The organism is Nostoc sp. (assembly GCF_036917755.1).
GTDB lineage: Bacteria > Cyanobacteriota > Cyanobacteriia > Cyanobacteriales > Nostocaceae > Nostoc.
Map to the genome: position 1 here is coordinate 1 of NZ_JBALFC010000115.1, position 24,096 is coordinate 24,096.

The 24,096-nt window shown below is 41.8% G+C and carries 20 protein-coding genes and 1 pseudogene; 12 read left to right on the forward strand and 9 right to left on the reverse strand.

Annotated elements, in window-relative coordinates:
- Positions 1-406: hypothetical protein (locus tag V7L05_RS25250; protein WP_335168161.1), on the forward strand; the 406-nt coding region annotated here is incomplete at its 5' end.
- Positions 407-876: 470 nt separating this feature from the next.
- On the opposite strand, the pseudogene V7L05_RS25255 reads toward V7L05_RS25250, so the two are convergent.
- Positions 877-1,323 (reverse strand): annotated as a pseudogene (locus tag V7L05_RS25255) (rhodanese-like domain-containing protein); the annotation flags it as partial.
- A 203-nt stretch (positions 1,324-1,526) separates the two neighbouring features.
- Positions 1,527-3,869, reverse strand: coding sequence for an NACHT domain-containing protein (locus V7L05_RS25260; RefSeq protein WP_335168162.1), 2,343 nt, complete (start codon positions 3,867-3,869; stop codon positions 1,527-1,529).
- A gap of 541 nt (positions 3,870-4,410) precedes the next feature.
- Here V7L05_RS25260 and V7L05_RS25265 point away from each other — a divergent pair.
- The gene (locus tag V7L05_RS25265; protein WP_335168210.1) at positions 4,411-5,130 is read left to right on the forward strand and encodes a response regulator transcription factor; all 720 of its coding nucleotides are present in this window, start codon (positions 4,411-4,413) and stop codon (positions 5,128-5,130) included.
- 372 nt (positions 5,131-5,502) lie between these two features.
- Here V7L05_RS25265 and V7L05_RS34850 read toward each other — a convergent pair whose 3' ends face one another.
- The 3 genes from V7L05_RS34850 to V7L05_RS25275 form a co-directional block, all read right to left on the reverse strand.
- Positions 5,503-5,760 (reverse strand): PIN domain-containing protein, encoded by a 258-nt coding sequence (locus V7L05_RS34850; RefSeq protein WP_442936983.1) that lies wholly within the window; start codon positions 5,758-5,760, stop codon positions 5,503-5,505.
- On the reverse strand, positions 5,757-5,966 hold the full coding sequence (locus V7L05_RS25270; RefSeq protein ID WP_335168164.1) for a hypothetical protein: 210 nt from the start codon (positions 5,964-5,966) through the stop codon (positions 5,757-5,759). Before V7L05_RS25270 ends, V7L05_RS34850 begins: the two co-directional genes overlap by 4 nt.
- A gap of 318 nt (positions 5,967-6,284) precedes the next feature.
- Positions 6,285-7,778, reverse strand: a complete 1,494-nt coding sequence (locus V7L05_RS25275; protein WP_335168169.1) for a catalase — start codon at positions 7,776-7,778, stop codon at positions 6,285-6,287.
- Between the two features lie 849 nt (positions 7,779-8,627).
- Between V7L05_RS25275 and V7L05_RS25280 the strand changes: the two genes are divergently transcribed.
- The gene (locus V7L05_RS25280; RefSeq protein ID WP_335168171.1) at positions 8,628-8,891 is read left to right on the forward strand and encodes a hypothetical protein; all 264 of its coding nucleotides are present in this window, start codon (positions 8,628-8,630) and stop codon (positions 8,889-8,891) included.
- Between the two features lie 167 nt (positions 8,892-9,058).
- On the opposite strand, the gene V7L05_RS25285 is transcribed toward V7L05_RS25280, so the two are convergent.
- The 3 genes from V7L05_RS25285 to V7L05_RS25295 all read right to left on the reverse strand — a co-directional run bounded on the left by V7L05_RS25285 (position 9,059) and on the right by V7L05_RS25295 (position 10,448).
- Entirely contained in the window at positions 9,059-9,364 is a 306-nt protein-coding gene (locus V7L05_RS25285; RefSeq protein WP_335168173.1) for a HigA family addiction module antitoxin, read from the reverse strand.
- A gap of 13 nt (positions 9,365-9,377) precedes the next feature.
- Positions 9,378-9,680 carry a type II toxin-antitoxin system RelE/ParE family toxin gene (locus V7L05_RS25290; protein ID WP_335168177.1) on the reverse strand — a complete coding sequence of 101 codons (303 nt, stop codon included), beginning with the start codon at positions 9,678-9,680 and terminating at the stop codon, positions 9,378-9,380.
- A 69-nt stretch (positions 9,681-9,749) separates the two neighbouring features.
- Positions 9,750-10,448, reverse strand: coding sequence for a YdcF family protein (locus tag V7L05_RS25295; protein ID WP_335168179.1), 699 nt, complete (start codon positions 10,446-10,448; stop codon positions 9,750-9,752).
- Between the two features lie 309 nt (positions 10,449-10,757).
- Between V7L05_RS25295 and ctpB the strand changes: the two genes are divergently transcribed.
- From ctpB to V7L05_RS25315, 4 genes are all read left to right on the forward strand, one after another.
- A complete protein-coding gene (ctpB, locus tag V7L05_RS25300; protein WP_335168181.1) occupies positions 10,758-12,098 on the forward strand; it encodes a carboxyl-terminal processing protease CtpB in 1,341 nt (446 codons plus the stop codon).
- Positions 12,099-12,228: 130 nt separating this feature from the next.
- The gene (locus V7L05_RS25305) at positions 12,229-13,200 is read left to right on the forward strand and encodes a glycosyltransferase (protein ID WP_335168183.1); all 972 of its coding nucleotides are present in this window, start codon (positions 12,229-12,231) and stop codon (positions 13,198-13,200) included.
- 105 nt (positions 13,201-13,305) lie between these two features.
- The gene (locus tag V7L05_RS25310) at positions 13,306-15,291 is read left to right on the forward strand and encodes a sensor domain-containing protein (protein WP_335168185.1); all 1,986 of its coding nucleotides are present in this window, start codon (positions 13,306-13,308) and stop codon (positions 15,289-15,291) included.
- A 158-nt stretch (positions 15,292-15,449) separates the two neighbouring features.
- Complete coding sequence (locus V7L05_RS25315; RefSeq protein WP_335168187.1) at positions 15,450-16,145, forward strand: response regulator transcription factor; 696 nt, start codon at positions 15,450-15,452, stop codon at positions 16,143-16,145.
- Positions 16,146-16,752: 607 nt separating this feature from the next.
- Here V7L05_RS25315 and V7L05_RS25320 read toward each other — a convergent pair.
- A complete protein-coding gene (locus V7L05_RS25320) occupies positions 16,753-17,037 on the reverse strand; it encodes an Npun_R1517 family heterocyst differentiation transcriptional regulator (RefSeq protein ID WP_335168189.1) in 285 nt (94 codons plus the stop codon).
- Positions 17,038-17,915: 878 nt separating this feature from the next.
- Between V7L05_RS25320 and V7L05_RS25325 the strand changes: the two genes are divergently transcribed.
- The 5 genes from V7L05_RS25325 to V7L05_RS25345 all read left to right on the forward strand — a co-directional run bounded on the left by V7L05_RS25325 (position 17,916) and on the right by V7L05_RS25345 (position 23,946).
- Positions 17,916-18,275, forward strand: a complete 360-nt coding sequence (locus tag V7L05_RS25325; RefSeq protein ID WP_335168191.1) for an NAD(P)H-quinone oxidoreductase subunit M — start codon at positions 17,916-17,918, stop codon at positions 18,273-18,275.
- 661 nt (positions 18,276-18,936) lie between these two features.
- Complete coding sequence (locus tag V7L05_RS25330; protein ID WP_335168193.1) at positions 18,937-21,198, forward strand: protein phosphatase 2C domain-containing protein; 2,262 nt, start codon at positions 18,937-18,939, stop codon at positions 21,196-21,198.
- A 162-nt stretch (positions 21,199-21,360) separates the two neighbouring features.
- Positions 21,361-22,941, forward strand: coding sequence for a CHAT domain-containing protein (locus V7L05_RS25335; protein WP_335168195.1), 1,581 nt, complete (start codon positions 21,361-21,363; stop codon positions 22,939-22,941).
- A gap of 147 nt (positions 22,942-23,088) precedes the next feature.
- Entirely contained in the window at positions 23,089-23,736 is a 648-nt protein-coding gene (locus tag V7L05_RS25340) for a hypothetical protein (RefSeq protein WP_335168197.1), read from the forward strand.
- Entirely contained in the window at positions 23,737-23,946 is a 210-nt protein-coding gene (locus V7L05_RS25345) for a hypothetical protein (RefSeq protein WP_335168199.1), read from the forward strand. It begins immediately after the preceding gene.
- The last annotated feature ends 150 nt before the right edge of the window (positions 23,947-24,096 follow it).

Genomic DNA, 24,096 nt, shown 5'->3' on the forward strand with positions numbered 1-24,096 from the left:
TAAAACGTCCGGACGTTGCCATGTCTCTAGTTTAGTTGTTGGGCGCTTGGCGCGGCTACGCCACGCCATCGCTTGTGCCAGTTGCGTAAGTCCTACATTTATGAAATTAATCCAGATACTAAAAGTAGCTGTAATTCCTGTTTTGACTGTATTTAGCTTTCTGTCTACATCAAATACAGCACTAGCTGAGTACTTAACGAGTCAGGGGATAGGAGGTGAATACCATTATGAATTATGGTCTAGCGATGATAACAAGGATTACTACTTGAAAATTTGGTCAAATCATCAAGGAAGTCCAGAAAGTGCCCCATCATACTCCATAACTCAACATTTCTCTTCTACTGGTGATGCTCTAGATTATTTTGATTGCCATTACGGTGGCAGGGCAAACGCATCATGTCAATAAAAGAACTTTATTCTCAATGACTCGTTCCCAGGCTCGGCCTGGGAATGCGCGTAAGAATTCAGGAGTCAGAATAGTTAAAGAATCAGAAAAATCTTTGATACATCAATGTACCAATCATACTGCATTCATTTTAAATTCTGACTTCTGACTCCTGGGTGCTGAATTCTTACATTTTGGCTAAGTTATTTTTTGCCTAAGAGCCAACATTGGAATCATTCAGTGTCTCTAGGATTTTTAGATTCACTAATGCCTTCTTTGACATTACTGGCTCCCTCTTGAATATTTTCTTTGACATTACTGGCTCCCTCTTGAATGTTTTCTTTGAGGTTACTGGCTCCCTCTTGAATGTTTTCTTTGAGGTTACTGGCTCCCTCTTGAATATTTTCTTTGAGGTTACTGGCTCCCTCTTGAATATTTTCTTTGAGGTTACTGGCTCCCTTTTTAATCGCTTCTGTCGCGCTACTTCCTCCCTTTTGCAGATTTTCTTGGTGATTTTTTAGCCGATCTACAACATTGTAGTCATCTGCACCTGCGGGAGTTTTTGATTCAATAATGCCTTCTGTTGGACCACCGATCGCCTTCCATGCGGCAAGACCACCTTTGAGTTGAGAGACACGCTCAAATCCATTAGAACGCAGTTGTTGTGCGGCTTGGGCAGTTTCTTCTTCATTAGCACCGTAAAGGTAAATATCACGGCTTTTATCCAAAGAAGATACTGCACGCTCTACCAATTCATCTATTGGCGCCGGCATCGCTCCCATAATGTGACCTTGGTTGAAGGTGGGGCGATCGCGCACATCCAGTATTGTAAAAGCTGGTTCGCCCCATTCTAGACGAGTCTTCAGGACATGAACATCAGATTGTGCTTCTATTGGTGGTTGTGGGGGAATGATGCCGCCTACTAAATTATTAGTCATAACTTATTCCTCTGAGACGATATTAATAGCAATTTAACGGACTAAGCATATTTAATTGCTCTTTCTATGGGATGAATATCCTCAACCTCTCTCCTAAGATAGAGTAGCTCATTGAAATATTTTCTACCATTTAATACATTGCAAATATAGTCAACTTAGACTATCGGAAGGCATTTTTTCGATTATCTAAAAATTCCAAATATTCAGCCATTAATACAGGAATTGCGTACATTTTCAATATCTGCGATCGCTAACAATAATGTCTCCTCAATCTCTTGCTGCACTATTGGAGTTACACAAGCAGCGCTATTAAGGCAATCTACCAGCAATTTATTGACATCGTAATATTCCTGAAGCAATTCTTTTTGCTGTTCATTGAACTGCCAGTTGTAACCAATATTGCGATACTTAATCAACATAGCTCTTAATTGTTCACCCCAGGCTTTACCCTTAGCTTGCCACCAGTCCCTAAATTTCTCTGGATTGCTGTCTATTTTTGGTAGTTGTTTTTTGAGTTTTTGCAGCACTTGCTTCAATTTAGGATCAACAACAAGGTCAATAGCTTTATCAAAGGCAATAACCAGGGCATGTGCATGATCAAGGGCATCGTTGAGGGTATGCTCAAAGGCAAAGTCAAGCTCGTTAATGCAGGCAATAGTACTGAATAGAAACTCATCAAGTATAAGATCAGGGTCAAAGGCGATGTTACCAATAAGAGCGCACTCAAGGTCATAACCAGAAGTATAGACAAACGCGTTATACCTATCGCAACAGCTTCGCTCAACGCAAACGAGGTAAAAGGCACGAACCCCTGCTGCTTTGTAGCGGGTAGAGACTGAACTAGATTTTTGATGCAGCCAGGTTAGAAAATATTGTAATCTTTCGTCACTAGCCACTAGCAAATCAATTTTTTGCTTCATTAACTGTAATATTTCATTAGCATTTGGCAACATACTAACAGTTAGCAAAAATACCTGACACCAGCGCTTTTCAGTTAGGTGATTGACCAGATTGTTTAAAGCATAGTTTGGGTAACTTTCAACAATTTTTCGAGCCGTGAAATACTCTTGAAACGTTAGATGAGAAAAAGAGTAAATTCCTCGTGCCCTTTCCACCAATAACCCATTTTGTACCTCAATTGCTTTGATCGCTGCTTCGTTATCTATTTGTAAGGGTTTTAGATAGTCAGCAATAAGTTGCAGGATTCTTTCTTGTTCAAAAAAGTAATCTTCTTGCTCAAAAGTGATAGTTGCAAGTTGAAAAAGCAGTTTTTTCTTAATTCCCAAAGTTAAATTATGAGCAATGCGATCGCGTTTAATTCTTCTGACTTCATCCCATCTTACCAGCAAAATATTCAGTGCTTGCTCATATAACTTGGCTGGATTTAAAGGAAATTCATCTTTTACTTGGAACACTAAGCAAATCAAGTGCAACAGTAATGGAGTGATTGCCAATTCTCGGATATGCTGATTTTCTGGAAGATGTAACTGATTAATAAATAAATTTCCTATGGCTTCTCCATCTTCCCTGGATTTTAGACCAACTGCAACAAACCAATTTTTGGCAAAAACTTCTACTTGCTCTTGGTCAAAGTCTGCCACTTCAACTTCAGTAAATCCCTGAAATCTATATTTTTGGGCAGCAATTCGACAGCTAATAACAAATTTATTTTTGTAAAAAGTTTGGGTAAATCTCCGAATTTCTATTGTGACTTCATCTGCCTTTTCTGCTGGTACTTCATCTAATCCATCTAGCAAAATCAGCAGTTTGCCTTCAGCCAACAGAATTTTAGTTGATTCCTGTTCAACACCGCAACTAAAAAATTCTTGGCTGATGTAGTTCAATAGATTGAATTCGCTGTCACTTTTGGCATCTTCAGCAAATTCTTTCACCCTAATAAAAGCTACTATGCGATTTGCTTGAAGTTCGCCTTTGTTACATTCAATCGCTAGATATTGTAAAAATGTAGTTTTACCTGACCCTGGTTTACCCAGCACCATCAGTTTTGAGTAGCGCAATACTGCTTCCAACCCTGGTAATCTTCTCTGACACTTATATCCTCCGAATTGATTAAAGTCCGATTCAGATTTGAAGTCTTTCAACAGGTCAGAAATTTCTCGCCATTGCAGGCTGGTTATCTCTTCTAAGACATTAATATTGGTGTAAATGTCCATCAGTTGGACTGTCTGAGCAATGTCCAACATTTGCAGAATGTTGCACTGGTCTTGGATTTTATCTTGGCGCTTTTGACGCACTTCCCGCACCAGTGTATCGAGGTCAGCACCTTTGAATTGCGTCTTAGTAGTTACCTCAAATGCCACATCTTCAGGTAAGCCAGCAACCTTTTGCCAAGATAACCCTAGCTGTTGGCAAATTTGCACAAAACAAGAGCGTGAAACCGACTCACCTGCAAAAAATTTGGAAACTGGTTGGCGTGTAATGCCTAAAGCTGTTGCTAATTTATGCTGACTCCAAGTTTTGTCTGTTAAAGCTGTTTTTGCTGCCCTTATACCTTCTGGTGATGCTCTCAGTCCTTGGCTTGTCATAGTCTCAGGCTGAAACTTGTAGTATAGTATATGCTTAAGAGAGTAGATATATGTAAATACACTCTAAGCAAATTTTCGTAGACTATCTGAAGAAGATATACCCGTTGGCTAGAGTAAATTTGGGTAAGTAGGAGTTTAGAATCTAGATTGGCTTATGACTTCGTTTGTGAGTCTTTGTAGATACCTAATTAATCAGGTAGGGCGTTGCTCTGACAAAGTTGTAGCAATTGCCGTGGTGTTTGGTTTTTTTCTGAACTATTTGCGGTTATAAAGATGCTGTTCAATTACACTTATCTTAAGTATAAAAGTTGAAATTCAGAGAATATAAATTCAAAGTTATACAAAAATCATACAATACTTATACATTTTATAAGCATTATGATGGCTGAAGTTTTGATAGACTTCATGGAAAATTAATTGTATACAAGTACTACAGTAGCGATCGCACTCAGCACAGACGCGAGTGAATACACTTTCAACAGAAACACGTAAAGCAAAATTGGTGCAACAGCGAATCGCCCAATCTACAATAGGCAACATTATGGTTATGGTTAGTGCTACTACTCCCAAAATTCTGATTGTTGATGATGACTTCGGGGTGCGAAATCTCGTCTATCGTTTTTTAAGTCGGAAATATCAAATAGAGTCAGCAGCAGATGGTAAGACTGCTTTATCGTTGTTTGAGCAATTCAACCCTGCTTTAGTGATTCTGGATTGGAATTTGCCGGATGTTACTGGTTATAGCCTCTGCCAAGAAATGCAAAGTCGTACTAATGTTTTAGTGCTGATACTAACTAGTAGGACTGACGAGGCTGATAAAATTAAAATCTTAAGCGCAGGTGCTGATGATTTCATGACTAAACCATTTAGTCTGGCAGAAGTTGAAGTTAGAGTAGAAGCTCTTTTGAGGCGCATACGCTACATCAACCCCTCCCCATCACAACGTATCATCTTCAAGCAGCTAGCAATTAACCCAGAGGGTCGAGAGGTAACACTTAACGATAAGCCTCTGATTTTAACAGCGCTGGAATTTAATATCTTACATTTTTTGGCAAGTCATCCTAATCAGGCTTGGAGTCGCCCACAACTAATCCAAAAAATTTGGGGTTGCGACTACGTAGGAGATGGCCGGGTAGTTGATGTGCATATTGGTCAGTTGCGTAAGAAGATGGAAGTCGATACCAGCATACCGGAGTTTATTAAAACTGTGCGGGGCTATGGTTACAAGTTTGAAGTACCCGATGAGATTACTAATTCGTAATTCGTAATTCGTAATTCGTAATTAATGAGTAGTTACATCATTGTTTATTAATGGAGACAAAAAATCTTATTTAGGGATGGGGTAATAATTAGGAATTATCATCACATCTGATTTACCTAAATACTTTTACTGAGGCTTGACTGTCTAACTTGCGTTAATTTGGGAAGTTGATACAAACTGATTTGGTAATTTTGTGTCTGCTCAAGCCTCAGACAGTAACTTTATTGCTTTTAATATATCGTCTCAAGATAAGTTCCAACAAAATCTAAATGTACAGAGCTTATGCGAAGTTTCGCGTATAGGTAAAATCTGGGATAAACACAGAGCTAATACTGATAAAGTCTTGCATTATTACGCCAAAGCAGACAAAGATTATAGAGTTCGATCAATTTCGATTAATTCTATATCAGGACTTTCCAATAACCGATTACCAACTTCAACTGCTTTATAATGAAGGTTTAGACTATTAAAAAAAGTAACAACTTCATCAAAAATGTATGTTGTTGTTATTAAAAAAGGTTTTGATTTTATTAAACTAGCCCAATTTTGTAATAGTTTTTGATGATCATCTTCATTTTTGATCTCCAGAGCTAAAATATAGCTGGTATCTAAAAAGTAGATATTTATCATGGGTTATAGAGATAGCGATCGTGGTTAATTGCACCATCTTTTACCTCACATTCCACAGGATTTAAACCTAAATCCCAAATAGAAGATGTTTGTTTGATGCTAGTAATAATAATTTTTCCATGTTCTTGAATAATCTCAAATTCTTGGCTTTCTCCCAATAGTTCTTTAGGAATTAATAAACCTTTGTCTGTCGCTGTTAGTTTCATCTTTAATTACCTCCAATGATTTTGTAAGTTAATCAAATGAATTTTCTTTATATCAGAGTAAGTAGATAATACTTATTCAACTGAGAAAAAGATTATTTTAGGAAAGCTCTTTCTAAAATTTTAGCAAAATTATCAAAAATGTACTGAACCTCAAAATTATCGCGTAACGTTTCCCGATTTAAAGCGGATGGAAACTAATATCAAATCCTCGATTTCTTCAAGAAATCGGGGATCTGAATCTAGCTTAAGTACCTAACCCAGCATCCAGGTTTTTGGTGCGTTAGCCTACGGCATAACACACCCTACGAAACTACGAGGCTACCAGTTACCTACAGGTTGAGCAGTAGCAGAAAACATTGAGGGATCAATTGAAATACCTAACCCCTTAGCTACACGACCACCATAGGAAACATCTGCCCGGAAGAAGTGGCAAAGTTGACGCATTTGGATGTCCTGCCTCGCTTGAAAGAGACTACCGACAATATTTTTTGCCAGACGTTCTTGCTGTTCAGGAGTCTGTAATCGATACAGATCACCTGCTTGGGTGTAATCGTCGTTTCCTTCACGATGACTGTAACGATCAACTGTGACATCGCCCAAATGACTAGGCGGTTCTGCATAAGCTGGATTTTCTTTGGGCGTACCCTCAGCACTATTCGGTTCATAATTAGGAACGCTACCGCCGTTGTTCCCCGATGCCATAAAGCCATCTCGTTGATAATGCATTACTGGACATTTAGGCTGATTAACGGGTAGTTGCTGATAGTTACCACCCAAGCGATACCGTTGAGCATCTGGGTAAGAAAAGATGCGAGCTTGAAGCATTTTGTCTGGAGAAAAACTAATACCAGGAACCACTGCACTAGGGCTAAAAGCAGCTTGCTCAACTTCGGCAAAATAATTCTCAGGGTTCCGATTTAGCTCTAATATCCCGACTTCAATTAAAGGATATTCTGAGTGCTTCCAAACTTTTGTCAAGTCAAAGGGATTATCTGGATGTTTTGACGCTTGCTCGTCTGTCATCACCTGAATACACATCCGCCACTTAGGATAATCTTTTTGAGCGATCGCTTCAAATAGATCATGAGTTGCATGATCCGGATCTTCGCCCTTAATCTTAGCCGATTCTTCCTCCGTCAAAGTTTGATGCCCTTGCAGAGTCTTAAAGTGAAATTTACACCAGACGCGTTCGCCCTGAGCATTAATCAAACTGAAGGTGTGGCTACCAAAGCCGTCCATGTGTCGATGGTTTTTCGGAATTCCCCGATCTGAAAACAGAATCGTCACCTGGTGGAGCGATTCTGGACTGAGTGACCAGAAATCCCACTTTGCATTCTGGTCTTTGCAATTGGTTTGGGGATTACGCTTTTGGGTATGGATGAAATCAGGAAACTTGAGCGGGTCGCGGATGAAGAAAATAGGGGTATTGTTACCGACAAGATCCCAGTTGCCTTCTTCAGTGTAGAACTTGATGGCAAAACCTCTAGGGTCGCGCTCGGCATCTGCTGAACCTTTTTCTCCTCCGACTGTTGAAAAGCGCAGAAGAACTTCCGTTTTCTTGCCAATTTCAGAAAAAAGTTTAGCTTTACTGTAGCGGGTAATGTCATTGGTAATAGTCAAAGTGCCGTGAGCCGCCGCACCCTTAGCGTGAACAACTCTTTCAGGTATACGTTCTCTGTTGAAATGAGCCAGCTTTTCTAGGAGGTGGAAATCCTGTATTAATACAGGCCCACGCGATCCAGCCGTCAGTGAGTTCTGGTTATCGGCAACAGGAATACCATCAGCAGTTGTCAAATTTTGGGGTTCAGTCATGGGTAAAGAAGCTCTCCATTAAGTTACTCAGATTGCCCACAGTATATTTTAGTCAAGCGATGCCCATTCATAGAACATCGTAACTCATACTCATAACGAATTTATATATAAATCATACTCGAAATGACTATGAATTACAACGTTAATGCACAAATTTACACTTGGATGATTTATGCACCCAGAAACGCAACACCTTATTAGTCGGCTTAGAAATTATGAAGAGAATCGTCAGCCGTTTGTCTGGAATGCAGAAAATAGGGGAGAACTCAATTGCTGGAATTTATTATTGTCAGAAGGCTTTGTTCAAACTTCTGATTTAAATCAACCGTAGGCGTAGCCCGTCGTAGACATCGCAACATGGAAAGGGATAGCACGTCGGGGGATGCCAACAGACCCAAAAGAGTATCCTGGATATAAGTACGCTTCTTCTCGGCGTGAGCGCAAAGATGATTCCTGGAGTCCTTATTTGCAATCAGAGCAAAACCAGTACTACAACGCTCTAGCTTATTTTCTCAAAAGCAGCTTACAAAACCTTAGAGCCTACAGTCTTTGCAGCATTAATCAGAGCTTAACGTTTCTAGGGCACAAGAATTTAAGATTTTTATCATCGTTAGTCAAACTTCAGATTTAGAGTGGATCTGCCTTGCACCTACGGTTCCCGATCAGGTTTGGGATCGATACACGAACTCTTTCCATCCAGAACTTGCTTCATTAACTGCCTGTCAATCGATGAAGCCAGTCGCACGAGACATACATGAAAAAATTAGTAAAGTGCTTGTAAAGTTAAAGCCGATAGAGTGTTACGGGTATTACGATGAGGTCCTCTACAACCACCAAATTTTTTGCACAATGTCCTCTGAGGAAGCGATCGCAATCGAACTTGCCTTAAAAGCAGGAAAGATGTTTGATGACGATTCTTACTATTTCAAGGTGGAGTATGATGGAGGTTCATCAGAAAAACCTGTTACCCAATTCATGCGTAACAATTTCCAACAAATTCAACGATATATGTTTTGCTTTTGGGATGTTGGATATGGGTACAAGTTTGGTCTTACTGAACATGAAGATTGGGTTGGGTTGAAGTATTCGAGTTACATGGACTACAACCCTTGATAGCAGCCCAATAACCAAATTCACTATAGCTTGAGATGAAGTCTGCTAAGTGTCGCATTTCGTGCAGAATGATCGCTAAATTATTTTTATAAAAGTGAGATGTTCTTAAACTACGCCCAATTGCGATTCTTTTATGCAAATATATCGTTTAATTTTCCAGGCGATCGCTACTTCGTGATTCGGAATTGCAAAATACTTTTTAGTTCCTCTTCTTCTTCCTTGAGAACGTGGTAAAGTTCCCAATTTTGTTGGAGATTTAACCAAAACTCTGAGCTATTTCCAAAAAATTTTGATAACCTGATTGCCGTACTAGGTGTAATACCTCGCTTTTGATTTACAAGCTCATTTATTCGCTGATAAGGAACGTGAAGTGCATCTGCAAGTTCTCTTTGAGTTATTCCCATTGGGTCTAGGAAATCTTTAAGTAATATTTCACCTGGATGTGATGGGGGTCTATACTTTGGAATTCTCATCTGTTGTTATCTCCTAATGGTAATCGACTATTTCAACTTCTGATGCACCTTGGAGTGTCCATATAAAGCAAATTCGATATTGGTCATTAATCCGAATAGTATGCTGACCTTTCCGCTCACCTTTTAGTACTTCTAACCTGTTACCCGGTGGAACTTTAATGTCATCTAGAGATAACGCTGCATTAAGTTGATCTAATTTTCTACGTGCAATTTCCCAACAGTATATAGGACATTGCTTTCGAGCTTCCTTTGAGTCATTACCATCAAAAATATCTTCGGTTCCTTGATCCTTAAATAATACTATCATAATTAGCATGATGACACGGTTATCATGCTATCAAAAAACGGAGTAGCATTATAGTCTTCTGGTAGATCCCCATGTACCTTATCTCCCCACCCCCCCTTGGTGTTCACAATGAAAACCTCGATTTTCCCAAGCTTGCATATCTACTTCAGTAAGTCTTGTCACATTTGAGCATTGCGGTTGAATAATTTGACTTAAAAACGCCCAAAATAGGCTGCGTGTTAAATCTAATGCAGTTTTAGGCCAAGATTCATGATTACCAGGAACACCCAACTCCTGAACAATCTCTGACTCTACCCAAATACCATGAGCGCCGAAAAGAATTTGTGCCATCCATTTGGCTCTGGGTAAGTGACTTGACGAGGTAATCAACATGACTTTATGCACTCCCCAATGCCGCAGAATCGGGATACCATAATAGAAATTTTCAAAGGTAGAATTCGCGCACTTTTCTAACCAAACGTTTTGTAAATCTACTAATTCCGGCTGAAAAATTAACCGTATACAAGGATCTGGGGAACCATGAGAAATTAAAATTGGGGTTTGCGGGTATTGTTTTGCTTGTTGGGCGACATAAATTTCTCGACGAATGCTGCCACCAAGCACAAAGAAGGCATCTACTGGCTGCGAATAAGCAAAAACTAAGGTTATAGTAGTGAAAATCAGCCAAGCACCCAGGACAAGGTACAATCCACCAGTTAGTTTTTGTAACAATTGCCACAGATTAGCAAATATTTTTTTAATACAAATTAATGATTTGATGGTAAATTTGCGTTTCATGACTTAAGTAAGAAAACATGATTTAATGGCTGTCTAACAGTGCTGCAATTGAGTGATCAAAGTGCTATCTTATAAAAGTAATCAAGAAGTGCAAACATGACGCTGAACAAAGTGTCACACCTTCAGTATAGCCTTCCGAAGAAGTCTAACAAACTGAGAAATGGTTGTTAATAATGCAGTATTTTCGGCATCATTCAACGATAAAAATGATGAAGGGAGCATAGCTTAGTTTGGGGTATAAAAACTTAAAATTTTCTGGAAAGGCTGATTGTTAAACTGTCAACAACACAATTATTCCAACTGATATACATGAACCAATCTGCGAAAAGTTACTCTCCGCTCCAAGTAGCCTTGATTGGTGGAGCGATCGCCACTACTGCTGCTATCTCTGTATTTGGCCCCGCTTGGACTCGTGGTGTCCGTGCCGCTCTAGCCCTACAAGACAGCCCAAAACAGATAGTTGACCAAGTATGGCAAGTGGTGAATCATGAATATGTTGATGCTAAATTTAATCAACAAGATTGGCAAGCAACCAGACAAACCCTGCTGAACAAAGACTATTCTTCTCGTGAAGAAGCTTATACTGCCATCCGCGAAGCTTTACAAAAGTTGGGAGATCCTTACACTCGGTTCATGGACCCCAAACAGTTTGAAGCCCTGACTAGCCAAACATCTGGGGAAGTCTCTGGCATTGGCATTCGCATGGAAGTGAACCCAAAAACTCAGCGACTCACTGTTGTCGAAGCCATAGAAAATTCTCCCGCACTGAAAGCTGGACTCAAAGCAGGCGATGAAATTTTAGCAATTGACGGCAAACCCACTCTGAAGATGAAAGTGGATGACGCTTCCAAGCTAATTCGTGGCAAAGCGGGTACTCCGATCAAGCTACGACTGGCACGGCAAGGGCAAAATGCTTTTGATGTCAAGCTGACGAGGGCAAGTATTGAAGTACCAACGGTACGTTATACCCTCAGACAAGAAGGGAATCGCCGCGTTGGCTATATCCGTTTGCGGGAATTTAGCGCCCACGCCGCAGACCAAATGCAACGAGCCATCCGCGATTTGAACAGCAAGAAAGTTGATTCTTATGTCTTGGATTTGCGGGGAAATCCTGGCGGGTTATTGCAGGCGAGCATTGAAATTGCCCGAATGTGGTATGATAACGGCGGAATTGTCAAGACAATAGACCGTGTGGGCAGCAGTGAGGAAAGTAAAGCCAATCGCACTGCTCTGACAAATCGTCCTTTGGCGGTCTTAGTAGATGGTAATTCAGCTAGTGCTAGCGAAATCCTCACAGGGGCACTCAAGGATAATAAGCGGGCGGTAGTCGTAGGTGGTCAAACCTTTGGTAAGGCATTAGTACAGTCAGTTCATGAACTTGCAGATGGTTCCGGCTTGGCTGTCACCATTGCCCATTACTACACCCCTGCGGGAACGGATATTAACCACAAAGGGATTACGCCAGATATCAAGCTAGACTTGACAGAGGCACAAGAGCGTCAGTTGGCTTCTAATCCAGATTTAATCGGCACTAAGAGTGATCCACAATATGCCCGGGCGATCGCAATTTTATCCAATAACAACTTTGCCCAGCCGCCAGCAAATCAGCCGATTCGACCCATGAGCCGCGCCGATAAACTGAAATTTTAGATTGGCGCGAGTGATATAGTAGTATTCCCAAATCCAGATTTTTGGAGCTATGAAAACTGCTTAATATACCGTTCCAGGATTTTGGTTTGGGAATACTAGCTAGTAATCCCATCTCCAAAATCTCAGATTTATGAATCATCAGCCAGTTGATGCAACCACCGCCACCAGATTTTTACCAATGGTGTCGGTGGTTGTTCCTATTTATAACGGTGAGGCGGATTTACCAGATTTGCTCAATTGTCTGTTGTCTCAAACCTACCCAAAAGACCGGGTAGAATACTTGTTGGTGGACAATAATAGTAGCGATCGCACTCTCACCATTCTCAAAACATCTGCCGAAAATTGCCCAATTACAATTCACCCGTTGAGCCAAACCCAAATTCAAAGCTCCTATGCTGCTCGTAATACTGGGATTCGCGCCGCTACGGGTGAAATTATCGTTTTTACCGATGCAGATTGTCGCCCACAACCGCAATGGTTAGATGCATTAATTGAGCCTTTTGTCAACAAAGAAGTGGTAATTGTCGCTGGTGAAATTTTGGCACTACCAGGCACAACTCTGCTAGAACAACACGCAGACCGCCAAGAAACTTTGTCACAAAAGCATACCCTTGGACATCCCTTTCGTCCCTATGGTCAAACCGCTAATTTGGCGATTCGCCGCCTGGCCTTAGAAAAAACGGGTTTATTTCGTCCCTATCTTACCACTGGTGGCGATGCCGACATTTGCTGGCGGATTTTGGGGGAAAACATCGGGCGTTTGGAATTTGCCCCGAATGCGATCGTTCGACACCGCCACCGTGCTACACTTCAAGAACTGCAAAGTCAATGGCGGCGCTATGGACGCTCAAATCGCTATCTCCACGAACTGCACGGTGTCGATTTGATGCCAGAGATGACACCCAAAGAATATGGCTATCGTTTGGTACGTTGGTTATTGAAGGAAGTACCAAGGGATATTAAAAATGCGATCGCGGGTAAAGCCACCCTTGTAGATTTATTAAATACTCCCATTGGTTTGTTCACTGCTAGAGCGCGTGCTGCTGGGCAACGAGATACCAAGCTGCCAGAGAATGCTAAGATAATTGATCATTTATGCTAGTAATGAAGAGTTTGTAGTAAGCACTAAAGTACTTCGGCATTTATTTTTGCTTGCATTGCCCTTCTCATTTACAACTAGGCTCCATAGTTCTGTAAGTTAAGCAACATGAACGTCGATGGATTTGGCCAACAGGTAGAAAAATTGCGCTCACAGGTACAGGGATTATTGCAATCCAATGGAACTAAGCCAAACTCAGAACAAGAGATCATAACAGAGGCTTTCGAGCAACTCAACATTGCAATGGAAGAACTATTGATAGCTTCCGAAGAGTTAGAGGGAACACGAGCGACAGTAGAGAAAGAGCGCCAACGTTACCAAGATTTGTTTGAGTTCGCTCCAGATGGTTACTTGGTAACTGATACCGTTGGGACAATCCAAGAGGCTAATCATGCAGCAGCAACCTTGCTCGGTGTTCAGCAAAAGTATCTAGTAGGTAAACCATTAATTATCTTTATTGCTCAAGAAGACCACCAGTCCTTTAGCTCTCAGATGAACAATTTGCAGCAGCTACTGAACTGGGAAATTAACCTACAACCACGGAAAGGAAAGCCTTTCCCTGCTAGTGTGAAAGCGACTGCGGTATACGACCTTAAGGGGAAGCAGCTTGGCTGGCGTTGGCTGCTGTGCAACATCAGTGAACGCAAACAAGCCGAAGAAATGTTGCACACAGCTTACAATCAATTAGAAATACGGGTGGCGGAACGCACAGAGGAATTGGTAAAAGCAAATCAGAAATTGCTGACTGAAATTACAGAGCGTAAACGAGCCGAATCACAACTGCTGCACCTGGCCTTTCACGATGCACTGACGGGTCTGCCAAACCGGGCTGCATTTATGAAGCGCCTAAGACATGCGCTCAATTATTCAAAACGGCATTCAGATTATCTATTAGCTGTAATGTTTATTGACCTCGATCGCTTTAAATCGATCAATGACAGTCTTGGACACTTAATTGGAGATCAATTACTGCTTGCGACTGCAAGTAGGCTAAAACTATGTGTACGCTCCATAGATACAGCCGCACGGCTGGGGGGAGACGAATTTACAATCCTGCTTGAGGGAATTCAAGATGTATCAGACGTGATCATAGTCGCTGAACGGATTCAACAGGAACTGGCGTTACCCTTTGACCTTGGCGGACAAGAAGTGTTCGTAACGGCAAGTATTGGTATCGCGTTGAGTTCGACATTAAACTATGAACAGCCAGAAGACCTTTTGAGGGATGCTGATACAGCAATGTACCGAGCTAAGGTGCTGGGCAGAGCGCGTTATGAGCTATTCAACTCAGGTATGTATGCTAATGCTCTGGCGAAATTGCAGTTAGAGAGCGATTTGCGCCGAGCAATTGAACGCCTTGAGTTTCGAGTTTATTACCAACCGATTGTTTCACTCACGAATGGCTCTATTTTAGGTTTTGAAGCTTTGTTGCGTTGGCAGCATCCAGAACGTGGTCTGCTTAATCCAGCAGATTTTATTCCCCTGGCAGAAGAAACTGGACTAATTTTCTCTATTGGCAACTGGGTGTTACATGAAGCCTGTCGCCAGATGCAAGCTTGGCGGATGTGCCATCATTTCAACTTCCTAGAGAAAATCAGTGTCAATCTCTCCCTGAAGCAATTTTCCCAACCGGATTTGATTGAGCAGATTGGGCGAATTTTGCACTCAACTGGTCTTGATGCTGGTACTCTAGCGCTAGATATTACTGAAAACGTAATTGTAGAAAATGGCGATCAGGCAACTGCCACACTCTTACAACTTCGAGAGATGGGGATTGAGTTATCAATTGATGACTTTGGTACAGGCTACTCCTCATTAGGTCGTCTTTATAACTTTCCGATTAGTGTGTTGAAGATTGACCGTTCTTTCATCAGCTCAATCGGCGCTAGTAGTATGAATTTAGAAATTACTGAGATAATTGTTACATTGGCACACAAGCTGGGTGTGAATGTGCTTGCTGAAGGAGTAGAGACAAAAGAGCAACTAGCACTTCTAAGAAAGTTGAGCTGTGAATATGGCCAGGGATATTTTTTCTCAGTTCCATTAAATAGTTCGGCAGCAGAGGCATTAATTATGGCAAATCCTCAGTGGTAAGGGTTCTTTCAAACAGGGATTTAGCGCCAAACCGGAGCGGATGTGTCTTGGCTCTTTTTACTAGTGTTAGGAAGCAATGGGTTTTTTCCTTATTCCTTTTGTTCAATGACTGTCAACTTTAGCTAAATTGGAAAAAGGAAAACTCAAGGAAATTTCAAATGTCAGCACAATTGTTACTGGTGGATGATGAACCAGGTATACGGGAAGCCGTGAAAGACTATTTGCAAGAGAGCGGTTTCAGCGTTCAAGTCGCCAGTAACGCCCTTGAAGGTTGGGAATGGATGCAGATGAATACACCTGATTTAGTGATTTCCGATGTGATGATGCCCCAGGTGGATGGCTATCAGTTCCTGAAGCAACTGCGAGAAGACCCCCGCTTCCAAGCACTCCCGGTAGTATTTTTAACTGCTAAAGGTATGACAGGCGATCGCATCCAAGGCTATCATGCTGGTGTTGATGCCTATCTACCCAAACCTTTCGATCCCGATGAACTGGTGGCTATAGTCGAAAATTTGGTCGCCCGCCGCGCCGCTAAGTCCGCAAGTACGGGAGATGACGCTGAAACCCCTGATATTGCTGAACTAGCCAATCAGATTGCCCAAATTAAGGCATTATTAACTCAAAGAAATGCCATTTCCCAATCGCCAGCTCCTTTCAAAATTGATTTGACTCCCAGAGAACAAAGTGTTCTAAATTTGGTTGCTGAAGGGTTGATGAACAAAGAAATCGCCCGTCGCTTGGAAACCAGCGTCCGCAATGTAGAAAAGTACGTCAGCCGTTTATTTAGTAAAACTGGCACTAGTAGCCGTACAGAGTTAGTTCGCTTTGCTCTAGAACACGGACTTGCTAAATAGGCATTGGGCATTGGGCATTGGGCATGGGGCATGGGGCATGGGGCATGGGGCATTGGGCATTGGTTATTAATTCTTCTCTCCCTGCTCCCTTGCTCCCTTGCTCCCTTTGCTCCCTTTGCTTCCCCTGCTCCCCTGCTCCTGGGTAATTGGTAACAGGTAGCTGGCTGCTAAACCATGACCTATTACCAGTAATAGATAAAACATAAGTATTTCAGCAAATCAGGCACTCAGTTAAAGCAAAAAGCTAAAAAAAAGGTTATTTATTTTTACTTGGTCTTTTTGATTTTCATTTGATTTGCGCCTGTTGTTCAATTCCCCATCTGTAAAGACACAGGGTTTTGTTATTCCTACAATGTTTTGATAAAAACTCGGTAAAATGCACCCGGCTGAATTTGCTCTGAGATTCTACCAGTACCCTTTGCTACAAAGTTTTTAATGGAGGAAACTGTTCCTGGGATTTTCTGTTGCTAAATAAGACTTTCACAAAGTAGAAATCACATTATTTGATGAATTGTACTTATTGCTTAGTTTCTATTGCAACCGGGGTATAAGATCAACATTTGATTTGATGCCCAATTCACGTTTTGTCACCATTCAAATTACACCTTTAAGTTTGGGGATTCTCGGCAGCATTACGCAAGCGCATTAGCTGGCGTCGCATTTGAGGTGAGGCTTTGAACTCAGACATTTCCTGGGCTTTAACGGACGCTTGCAGCGTCTCTAGAAAGTCGTCAGAACCTTCGGTCAAAGCATCAAGTAGCACCTGTAACAATTGTTCGCGATCGCTCAATAGACTCTTTTCCTCAATCAACCGGAATTTGAGATGTATTTCGCACTCATAAACACCTACTTCGAGATTATTTATCTGGCGTGGTAATGCTTTGGAGTTCATAGCTATTGAGATTCCTTTACTTGGTGGTCATGAGGGTAAGGAGGTAGATGTCCAGCAAAATTCTTTATATCTTTTTTGAATCCAAAGTGCTTGAATTAAGAATTTTTCTTCATCAATCACCTTTGTATTCTATTTCACTCTCCTCTGTTTTATTATCAATCTAGATTTTTACTGTCTAGATTTTCATGTTCCTGTGCCAGATGTAGCTTATGGTAAGCCATAACTATTATTCAGTTTTTAAGATTCTACACAATAAAGTTTCTGTAAGAAATTGTTCGACCTTTTTAAAGGTTTTTACATCAACTTTATGATAACGTCAATAGCAGGTTTACTTGTTACTTTGATTTTGGTGTTTATACGTAAGTAAAACCGCTTAAGTTTTTTAAATTTATTAAAGCCAGAGGTCGATGTAGCCCGATTCCGTAAAATTACTAGATGTGCGTTTTTTTCAGCAGCAAATTCCGAAGAAATTTCTGAGCATAATTATTAAGGTAAAAATTTTTGTTCTCCATCAAAAAATGTACACAGATCAAATTATTCCTGCTAAACGCCTGACCCTACTGTGTTTTGGGCTTGATGAGTAACAGTAGGTAAGATTAGAACACCACTTAGACTTGTTTATATGCCCCAAATGAAAACACTCTAACCAGTAATTGTTGCAGAAAAATAATTGGACTACTGTCAGTACTAACAGCTAGCTCTGTCTTCAACTCCTCATAGAGGTAGCAAGTTAATCAGTACACATGATATTTTTACTTATGCCCATTAAATATCCTCTTTTGAAACTGCGTTCAAAGCTTGTAAATTGAGAGCATTCAAGCTCAGATATAACGTCTACAATAATTTCAGTGTAATCCACCCAAATCTTGCGCCCTTTTATGGATAACCCGATGCTGCTCAAGTCTACAACCCGGCATGTCCGCATTTTTGCAGGTGAAATTGACCGGGATGGCGAACTGGTTCCTAGTGAACAGGTCTTAACGTTAGATGTTGACCCAGATAACGAATTTAATTGGAATGAAGATGCGCTGCAAAAGGTTTACCGAAAATTTGATGAACTAGTAGAAGCATCTAGTGGCGTAGACCTCACGGACTATAACTTGCGCCGTGTGGGGTCAGACTTAGAACATTATCTGCGATCGCTCCTGCAACTCGGCGAACTCAGCTACAATCTCTCTGCCCGTGTTACCAACTACAGCATGGGAGTCCCCCAAGTAGTAATTGACGACAAACAATAAGCTCAATAGTTAGTAGCGGACTGGCTGCACCCTTGTGACAATTCAGGTCATCTGGAAAAGCCCAAAGAAACCTCACCCTGGTTATGCTATGCAAAACCTGTCCCTCTCCTTAGTAAGGAGAGGGATGTCCGGTACGACAGGGTGAGGTTTTTCAAGATTTTTGGGAATTCGATGACTTGTGTGTACACTGTAGCCTTGTAGGATAAATTTTCCATATACGGTGAAAAGTCAGCTCAACCACTTCATTCGTCAGGTACTTTTGCCAAAAGTATATTTAATTATCTTAATTCTTAATTAAAGTTAATTATTGCTATCTTACTTATAAACTAAATAAATACCAACATTATCTGCCTGTTGATGATGGGGTAATTCAGTAAAAACAAATAACATAGTCATGCTTGGGTTATGCTTTGGGGACAGGGTTGGAGTTAGTTGCTTTATTGATGGAGAGTCACAGGGCAACAGAAGCTATGATGAGGCTGTAGGGTTGACTTGGGAGCGTATTATTTGGATAAGTATAAGTATTAGCACCTGCTGATATCCGCCAGCTAAAATCATCATCTAAAGTCTGGGTATGTCAAGTTTCAGAAAGATGAGCGGTCTAGATTGTCCCTACTAATGCTGTTAAAGAAATTGCCAATCGCTGATCGGTGCGAAAACTATGGAAAATGACGCGGCAACGCTCTACTGTCCAAATGAAAATTGTCAGGCTGCCAACCCCCTGACCCACAAGTTTTGCCAGCGATGTTCCACGCCCCTACCCAAAAATTACCTCTGGGCTGTGGTAGATGGCCCAAGTGTGGGTAGCCCTGGAGAAATATTAGCCGATCGCTATTTAGTCCTTGATAAATTTGTTCTTTTAGATACGAAGCCTGGTTTATTAGCGCTAACGCCTGAGTTAGATAATTTCCAGCCTCTAAAAGCTTATTTGAGACTCATTCCCTACCGCTTACACGTACCGCAGGTATATGGAGTGCTTTTTGTCGCTGACGGTCCGTCCCCTGGAGAAATATTACTCTTAGAAAAACCGCCACTATTAGTAGATGACACAATCCAACAAGTGCATTTATGTAGCGAGTTAACCACCGCTTGGCGGGATGCAACATCGATGCGCCAACTCAATTGGTTATGGCAAATAGCTCATCTGTGGCAACCTCTGGCGAGTGAGGGTGTTGCCTCTAGCTTACTTGACTCCTATGTATTACGGGTAGAAGGCTCATTAGTACGTTTGTTGGAATTGCGTTTAGATATCGCAACATCACCAGAATTGCCCCAATTAGGTGAATTTTGGCAGCAGTTGGTGAGTGATGCCAAACCAGCGATCGCTGAATTTGTGAATCAGGTTAGCTTTTCCTTAATTCAGGGACAGATTAACTCAAGCGAGCAATTAATTACAGTTTTAGATCAGGGACTGGCTGGGTTAGGGCGATCGCAAACACCCACAATCAAAATTATCACCAAAACCGACACTGGGCCAAGTCGCCAACGTAACGAAGATGCCTGTAGCCCCCCCAGTGGCACTCTAATCAGCAAACCACCCCAGCCAACAGCCTTAGCAATTGTCTGTGACGGTATCGGTGGCCACGAGGGCGGCAATGTCGCCTCAAATTTAGCGATTGAAACGATTCAGCAGCAGGTACAGCAACTAACCAAAGTTCCCTACGACCACATAGACCCCTCACTGCTACTTGATGACCTAGAAAAGGCAGTATCCATTGCCAATGACAAAATTAGTCAGCGCAATGACAGTGAAAATCGCCAAGGGCGTCAGCGCATGGGTACGACTTTAGTCATGGCATTGCCTGTTGCTCATGAAATGTACATTACCCACGTTGGCGATAGTCGTGCCTACTGGATTACACGCCACGGCTGTTATCAAGTCACCCTCGATGATGATGTCGCCTGCCGCGAGGTGCGGCTAGGTTATGCGATTTATCGTGAGGCTGTGCAACAGAGTGCTGCTGGCTCTCTCGTCCAGGCTTTGGGCATGGGGCCTAGCACTTCATTGCATCCCACATCGACACGGTTTATCCTCGATGAAGATGCTGTTTTTCTACTCACATCCGATGGTTTGAGTGATTTTGATCGGGTGGAGGAGTACTGGGAAACAGAAATCTTGCCAATTCTGCTTGGGGAAACAAATATAGTAAATGTTGCCGATAGATTAGTCGAAATCGCTAATACTAAAAATGGACACGATAATGTCACCGTCGCTTTAGTCCATTATCAAGTTCAATATTGGGAACCAGAAATTACGATCAAAGCAGTCATTCCAGAGAGTTATTCTGCCAAAACTGTTGATTTGACTTCCAGAGCGACAGATACGACACTTTTAGATAGTCCAAACCACAAAACTCAGGTCATTCCCGAAAATGAGCCTGTCAAAACTTCTATCCAATTACCCCTACAGTGGATAGTTCCATTAATATTTGTGGTAGCAGCAGGTGCTTTAGGATTCTTCGTCAAACAACTGCGATCGCAATCAGGATCACTGCCAATTTTTTCCAATCCCATACAAACTTTAAACCCTAGCATTGAAGCGACACCTCCACCGCGATCGCTTGCTAACCTTTCTCCTGGTTGGGTAATTAAAACCAACAAGGAAATCCCCTTGGGAAACAAGCAATCCCTTCCCAGTGGGACTTTTTTAGAAGTGATTCCGAAAAGCTCAAATCCCAAACCTGCATCTGGGGATTCTTCGGTGTCTATGCGAGTCTGTACCAATAAAAGTACACAAACTCCAGCTAATACTAATAACCCAGCAGTAACTACCTCAGTTCCACCAAATTCAAAACCTTTGCCGGACACAGTATTGCTGGACTTGTCCCAACTGAACCGTTTTGCCGTATCTGTTTTACAATCAGACGTACCAAATCCATGTAGAACTGTCACGCAACCGCCAGTTACTAATTCTGACTCCTGAATTCTGACTTCTGAATTCTGTTTTGATAAACTTGTAAAAACCTGGAATAATAACAGGTAAGATCCAGAGTAAAAAATTTACAAGGTAAAAAAGTAGAAAATTTTCACTTTGGAGAATTATTATTTTAAATAATTTGTTTTTAGCTTTTATTTTAATGAATCCATGCCATCCCTGAATTTGGCGATCGCCCGTCTGTTAAACACTGGCACTGATAACTTCGCCATTTGGGTGGTCAAGGCTCCCTATCCCAGTGGCTACGTTTTACGTGACTGTGTATGGCCTGCTGAACTCACTCAAGTTTGGCAAGAATGGCAACAGATGTTTGCTGGTCATGGTCGCTTGGATATTTCCCCAAACTCAACATCTCAAAAGGCCAACCCATTACCCATAGATTGGATTTCACCCCCTTCAGGTGAAACCACTAGCCCCTACAGCAGTCGTCTGATGCAATACTTGGGAATGAATTTATGGCGCTGGGTATTCGACGGACAAATTCTTGGTAGTCTAGAACGCAGTCGCGGGATTGCGATGGGTGAGCATACACGTTTACGCTTTCAACTAGAAATTCGCGACCCGGATCTGATCGCTTTCCCTTGGGAAATTATGCAGGGTGAACCTGGTCAATCGGCGATGTCTCTCTCACCAGATTTGCTATTTAGTCGCACTAGCACTGAAGTTGATGCCTTACCGTATTTACGAACTGACAAGGCTTTAAGTATTCTGCTGGTTTTAGGTCACGATCAAAAGCTGCAACTGGAACAAGAAGCTGCGATCTTACAGCAAACTCTTGCAGATACACCTGTAAGTGGAAATTCCCAAAGATATGCACCTTGTATAGTGAATCAACTTCTACAACCAACTCCACAAGAGTTGATTGATGAGTTAGAAACCAAAGCATACAATGTTTTCTTTTACGCTGGACATGGTTTGCCAGGGCCAGACGGGGGGTTACTGTTTTTGCGACCAGAGATGCCCCTGAATGGGATAGAATTAGCCCAAGTATTGACCCGTACTGGTGTGAAACTAGCGGTTTTCAACGCCTGTTGGGGCGCACAACCAGCCGCTAGCAATCATCAAGCGATACCTGCCAGCAGTTTAGCAGAAGTACTAATTCGTCATGGTGTGCCTGCGGTTTTGGGGATGCGCGATGAAATTGCTGATCACGAAAGCCACAGTTTTATTCAAGCCTTTACCGAAGCTTTGCGATCGCACAAACCAATTGATGAAGCCGTAGCCCTGGCTAGGCAAGAGTTATTAACACTGTATAAATTTAATCAACCTGCTTGGACTTTGCCTGTTCTCTACCTGCATCCAGATTTTAATGGCGAACTGATTAAGAACCCAGATGAAGGGATTACGGAACTACCAGATACAGCCATTCCTGATGTCGGTTTCCCGCTTGTGACTGCTTCGTTGCGATCGCTAACCCCAAAAGGTAAAACCTGGTTGTTGCGTTATGGAGTCACCCGCATTGGTCGCACGAAGGACAATGATATTGTCATCCCCGAACCATCTGTATCCAAACGTCACGCCGAAATATTCTGCCGTAATACTCTTACTGATGCTACACTGATGCGAACTTATTACTTGCAAGATTTTTCCACCTACGGGACAACCTGGTTTTTAGGCCCTAATGGTTGGCAACAAATCCTCCGAGAGGAAGTCCCCTTGAAATCGGGAATGCAGTTAAAGTTTGGAAGTGCTAGAGGTGAAACCTGGGAGTTTATGATTGAGGACTCCTAGCAGAGCGATTGCAGAAATGGATTTTGATGTTGAGCATCAGCTTTTAAAGTCTGTTTTTCCGGGAGAAAAAATCAACTGTTTTTGCGGAAATCTCCTCTGAGGAATTGTAGCTGTCAATACGACCAAATAATCTTGAGGCAATAAAAAATGGCTAAAAAAATTAACGGTTCAGACACTTTCTCCTCTTCGCCACCTCAAGTAGAATTAGAGTTTTTAGAAGCGTTACTGGAACCAGAGGATGCTACCTATCCCTGGAATCCAGCTGATGAGGAATCAGAAGCTTATTTTCAGGAACTGGAAGAACAGTTTGGAATGCCAGATTTAGTTGACGAAGAACTGATGAGGCGATCGCCAGATTTTTTTAACCATCTAGACACACTTTGGTCTGATATTACTTCTACACCAGATTACAATCAGAACCAACAACAGTCAGTAGTGCTTAATCTTCAAGAAACATTACGTACTACTTTTTGTGCCTATGTCCCTCAAGAATTGCTCAACGCGATCGCCACCAAAGCTGCTGAGATATTTGCTGCTCGCCAATTAATCAGCGAGCAACTGGTTGAGTGCGTTCAGACAGTACTACCAACTTGGGGAACAGAGGATCTTTTAGTTTTGGCTCGTCCTTTTGCTTACGCGATGCGAAGTAGCGAATCGCCAAACGGGGCATCTGCGCTCAGTAATCTTAAAAATAGCGAGTGGACAGTTTTATCAGAAGTTGAGAAAGCAAAAGTTAGTTTAGCGATCGCTTCCTATGCTTTTACTCAACTTCACAAGTCTCAGTCGGAAATATGAATGGGGAATGGGGAATGGGGAGTAGAAAAAGCTCAAATTTTCATCATGCGTTGTGTTCGCGTAGCCCCCGCTTTGCACAAACTCTGTTCAGAGGCGTATCTAGCAAAGATGTTGGTTGCCTTACGCAGAGGAGCAAAGAAAGAATCGAAAATCAAGGCTTTCGCAACAAGTTTAATGCTCTTTGTTTTTGTAGCTATACTAGCCCCATAATAAATTCATAGTACGCTGATTTTCAAACTAGGCCATCTATCCCAAGAGATAAATATTCAACAATCATTAGACATTAGGCATTGGACACTTGTACTGACTTTGCCGTTGGCGTGGTAACAGAGCTTTGTCGAAGTGCAGCCTCTCATAGAG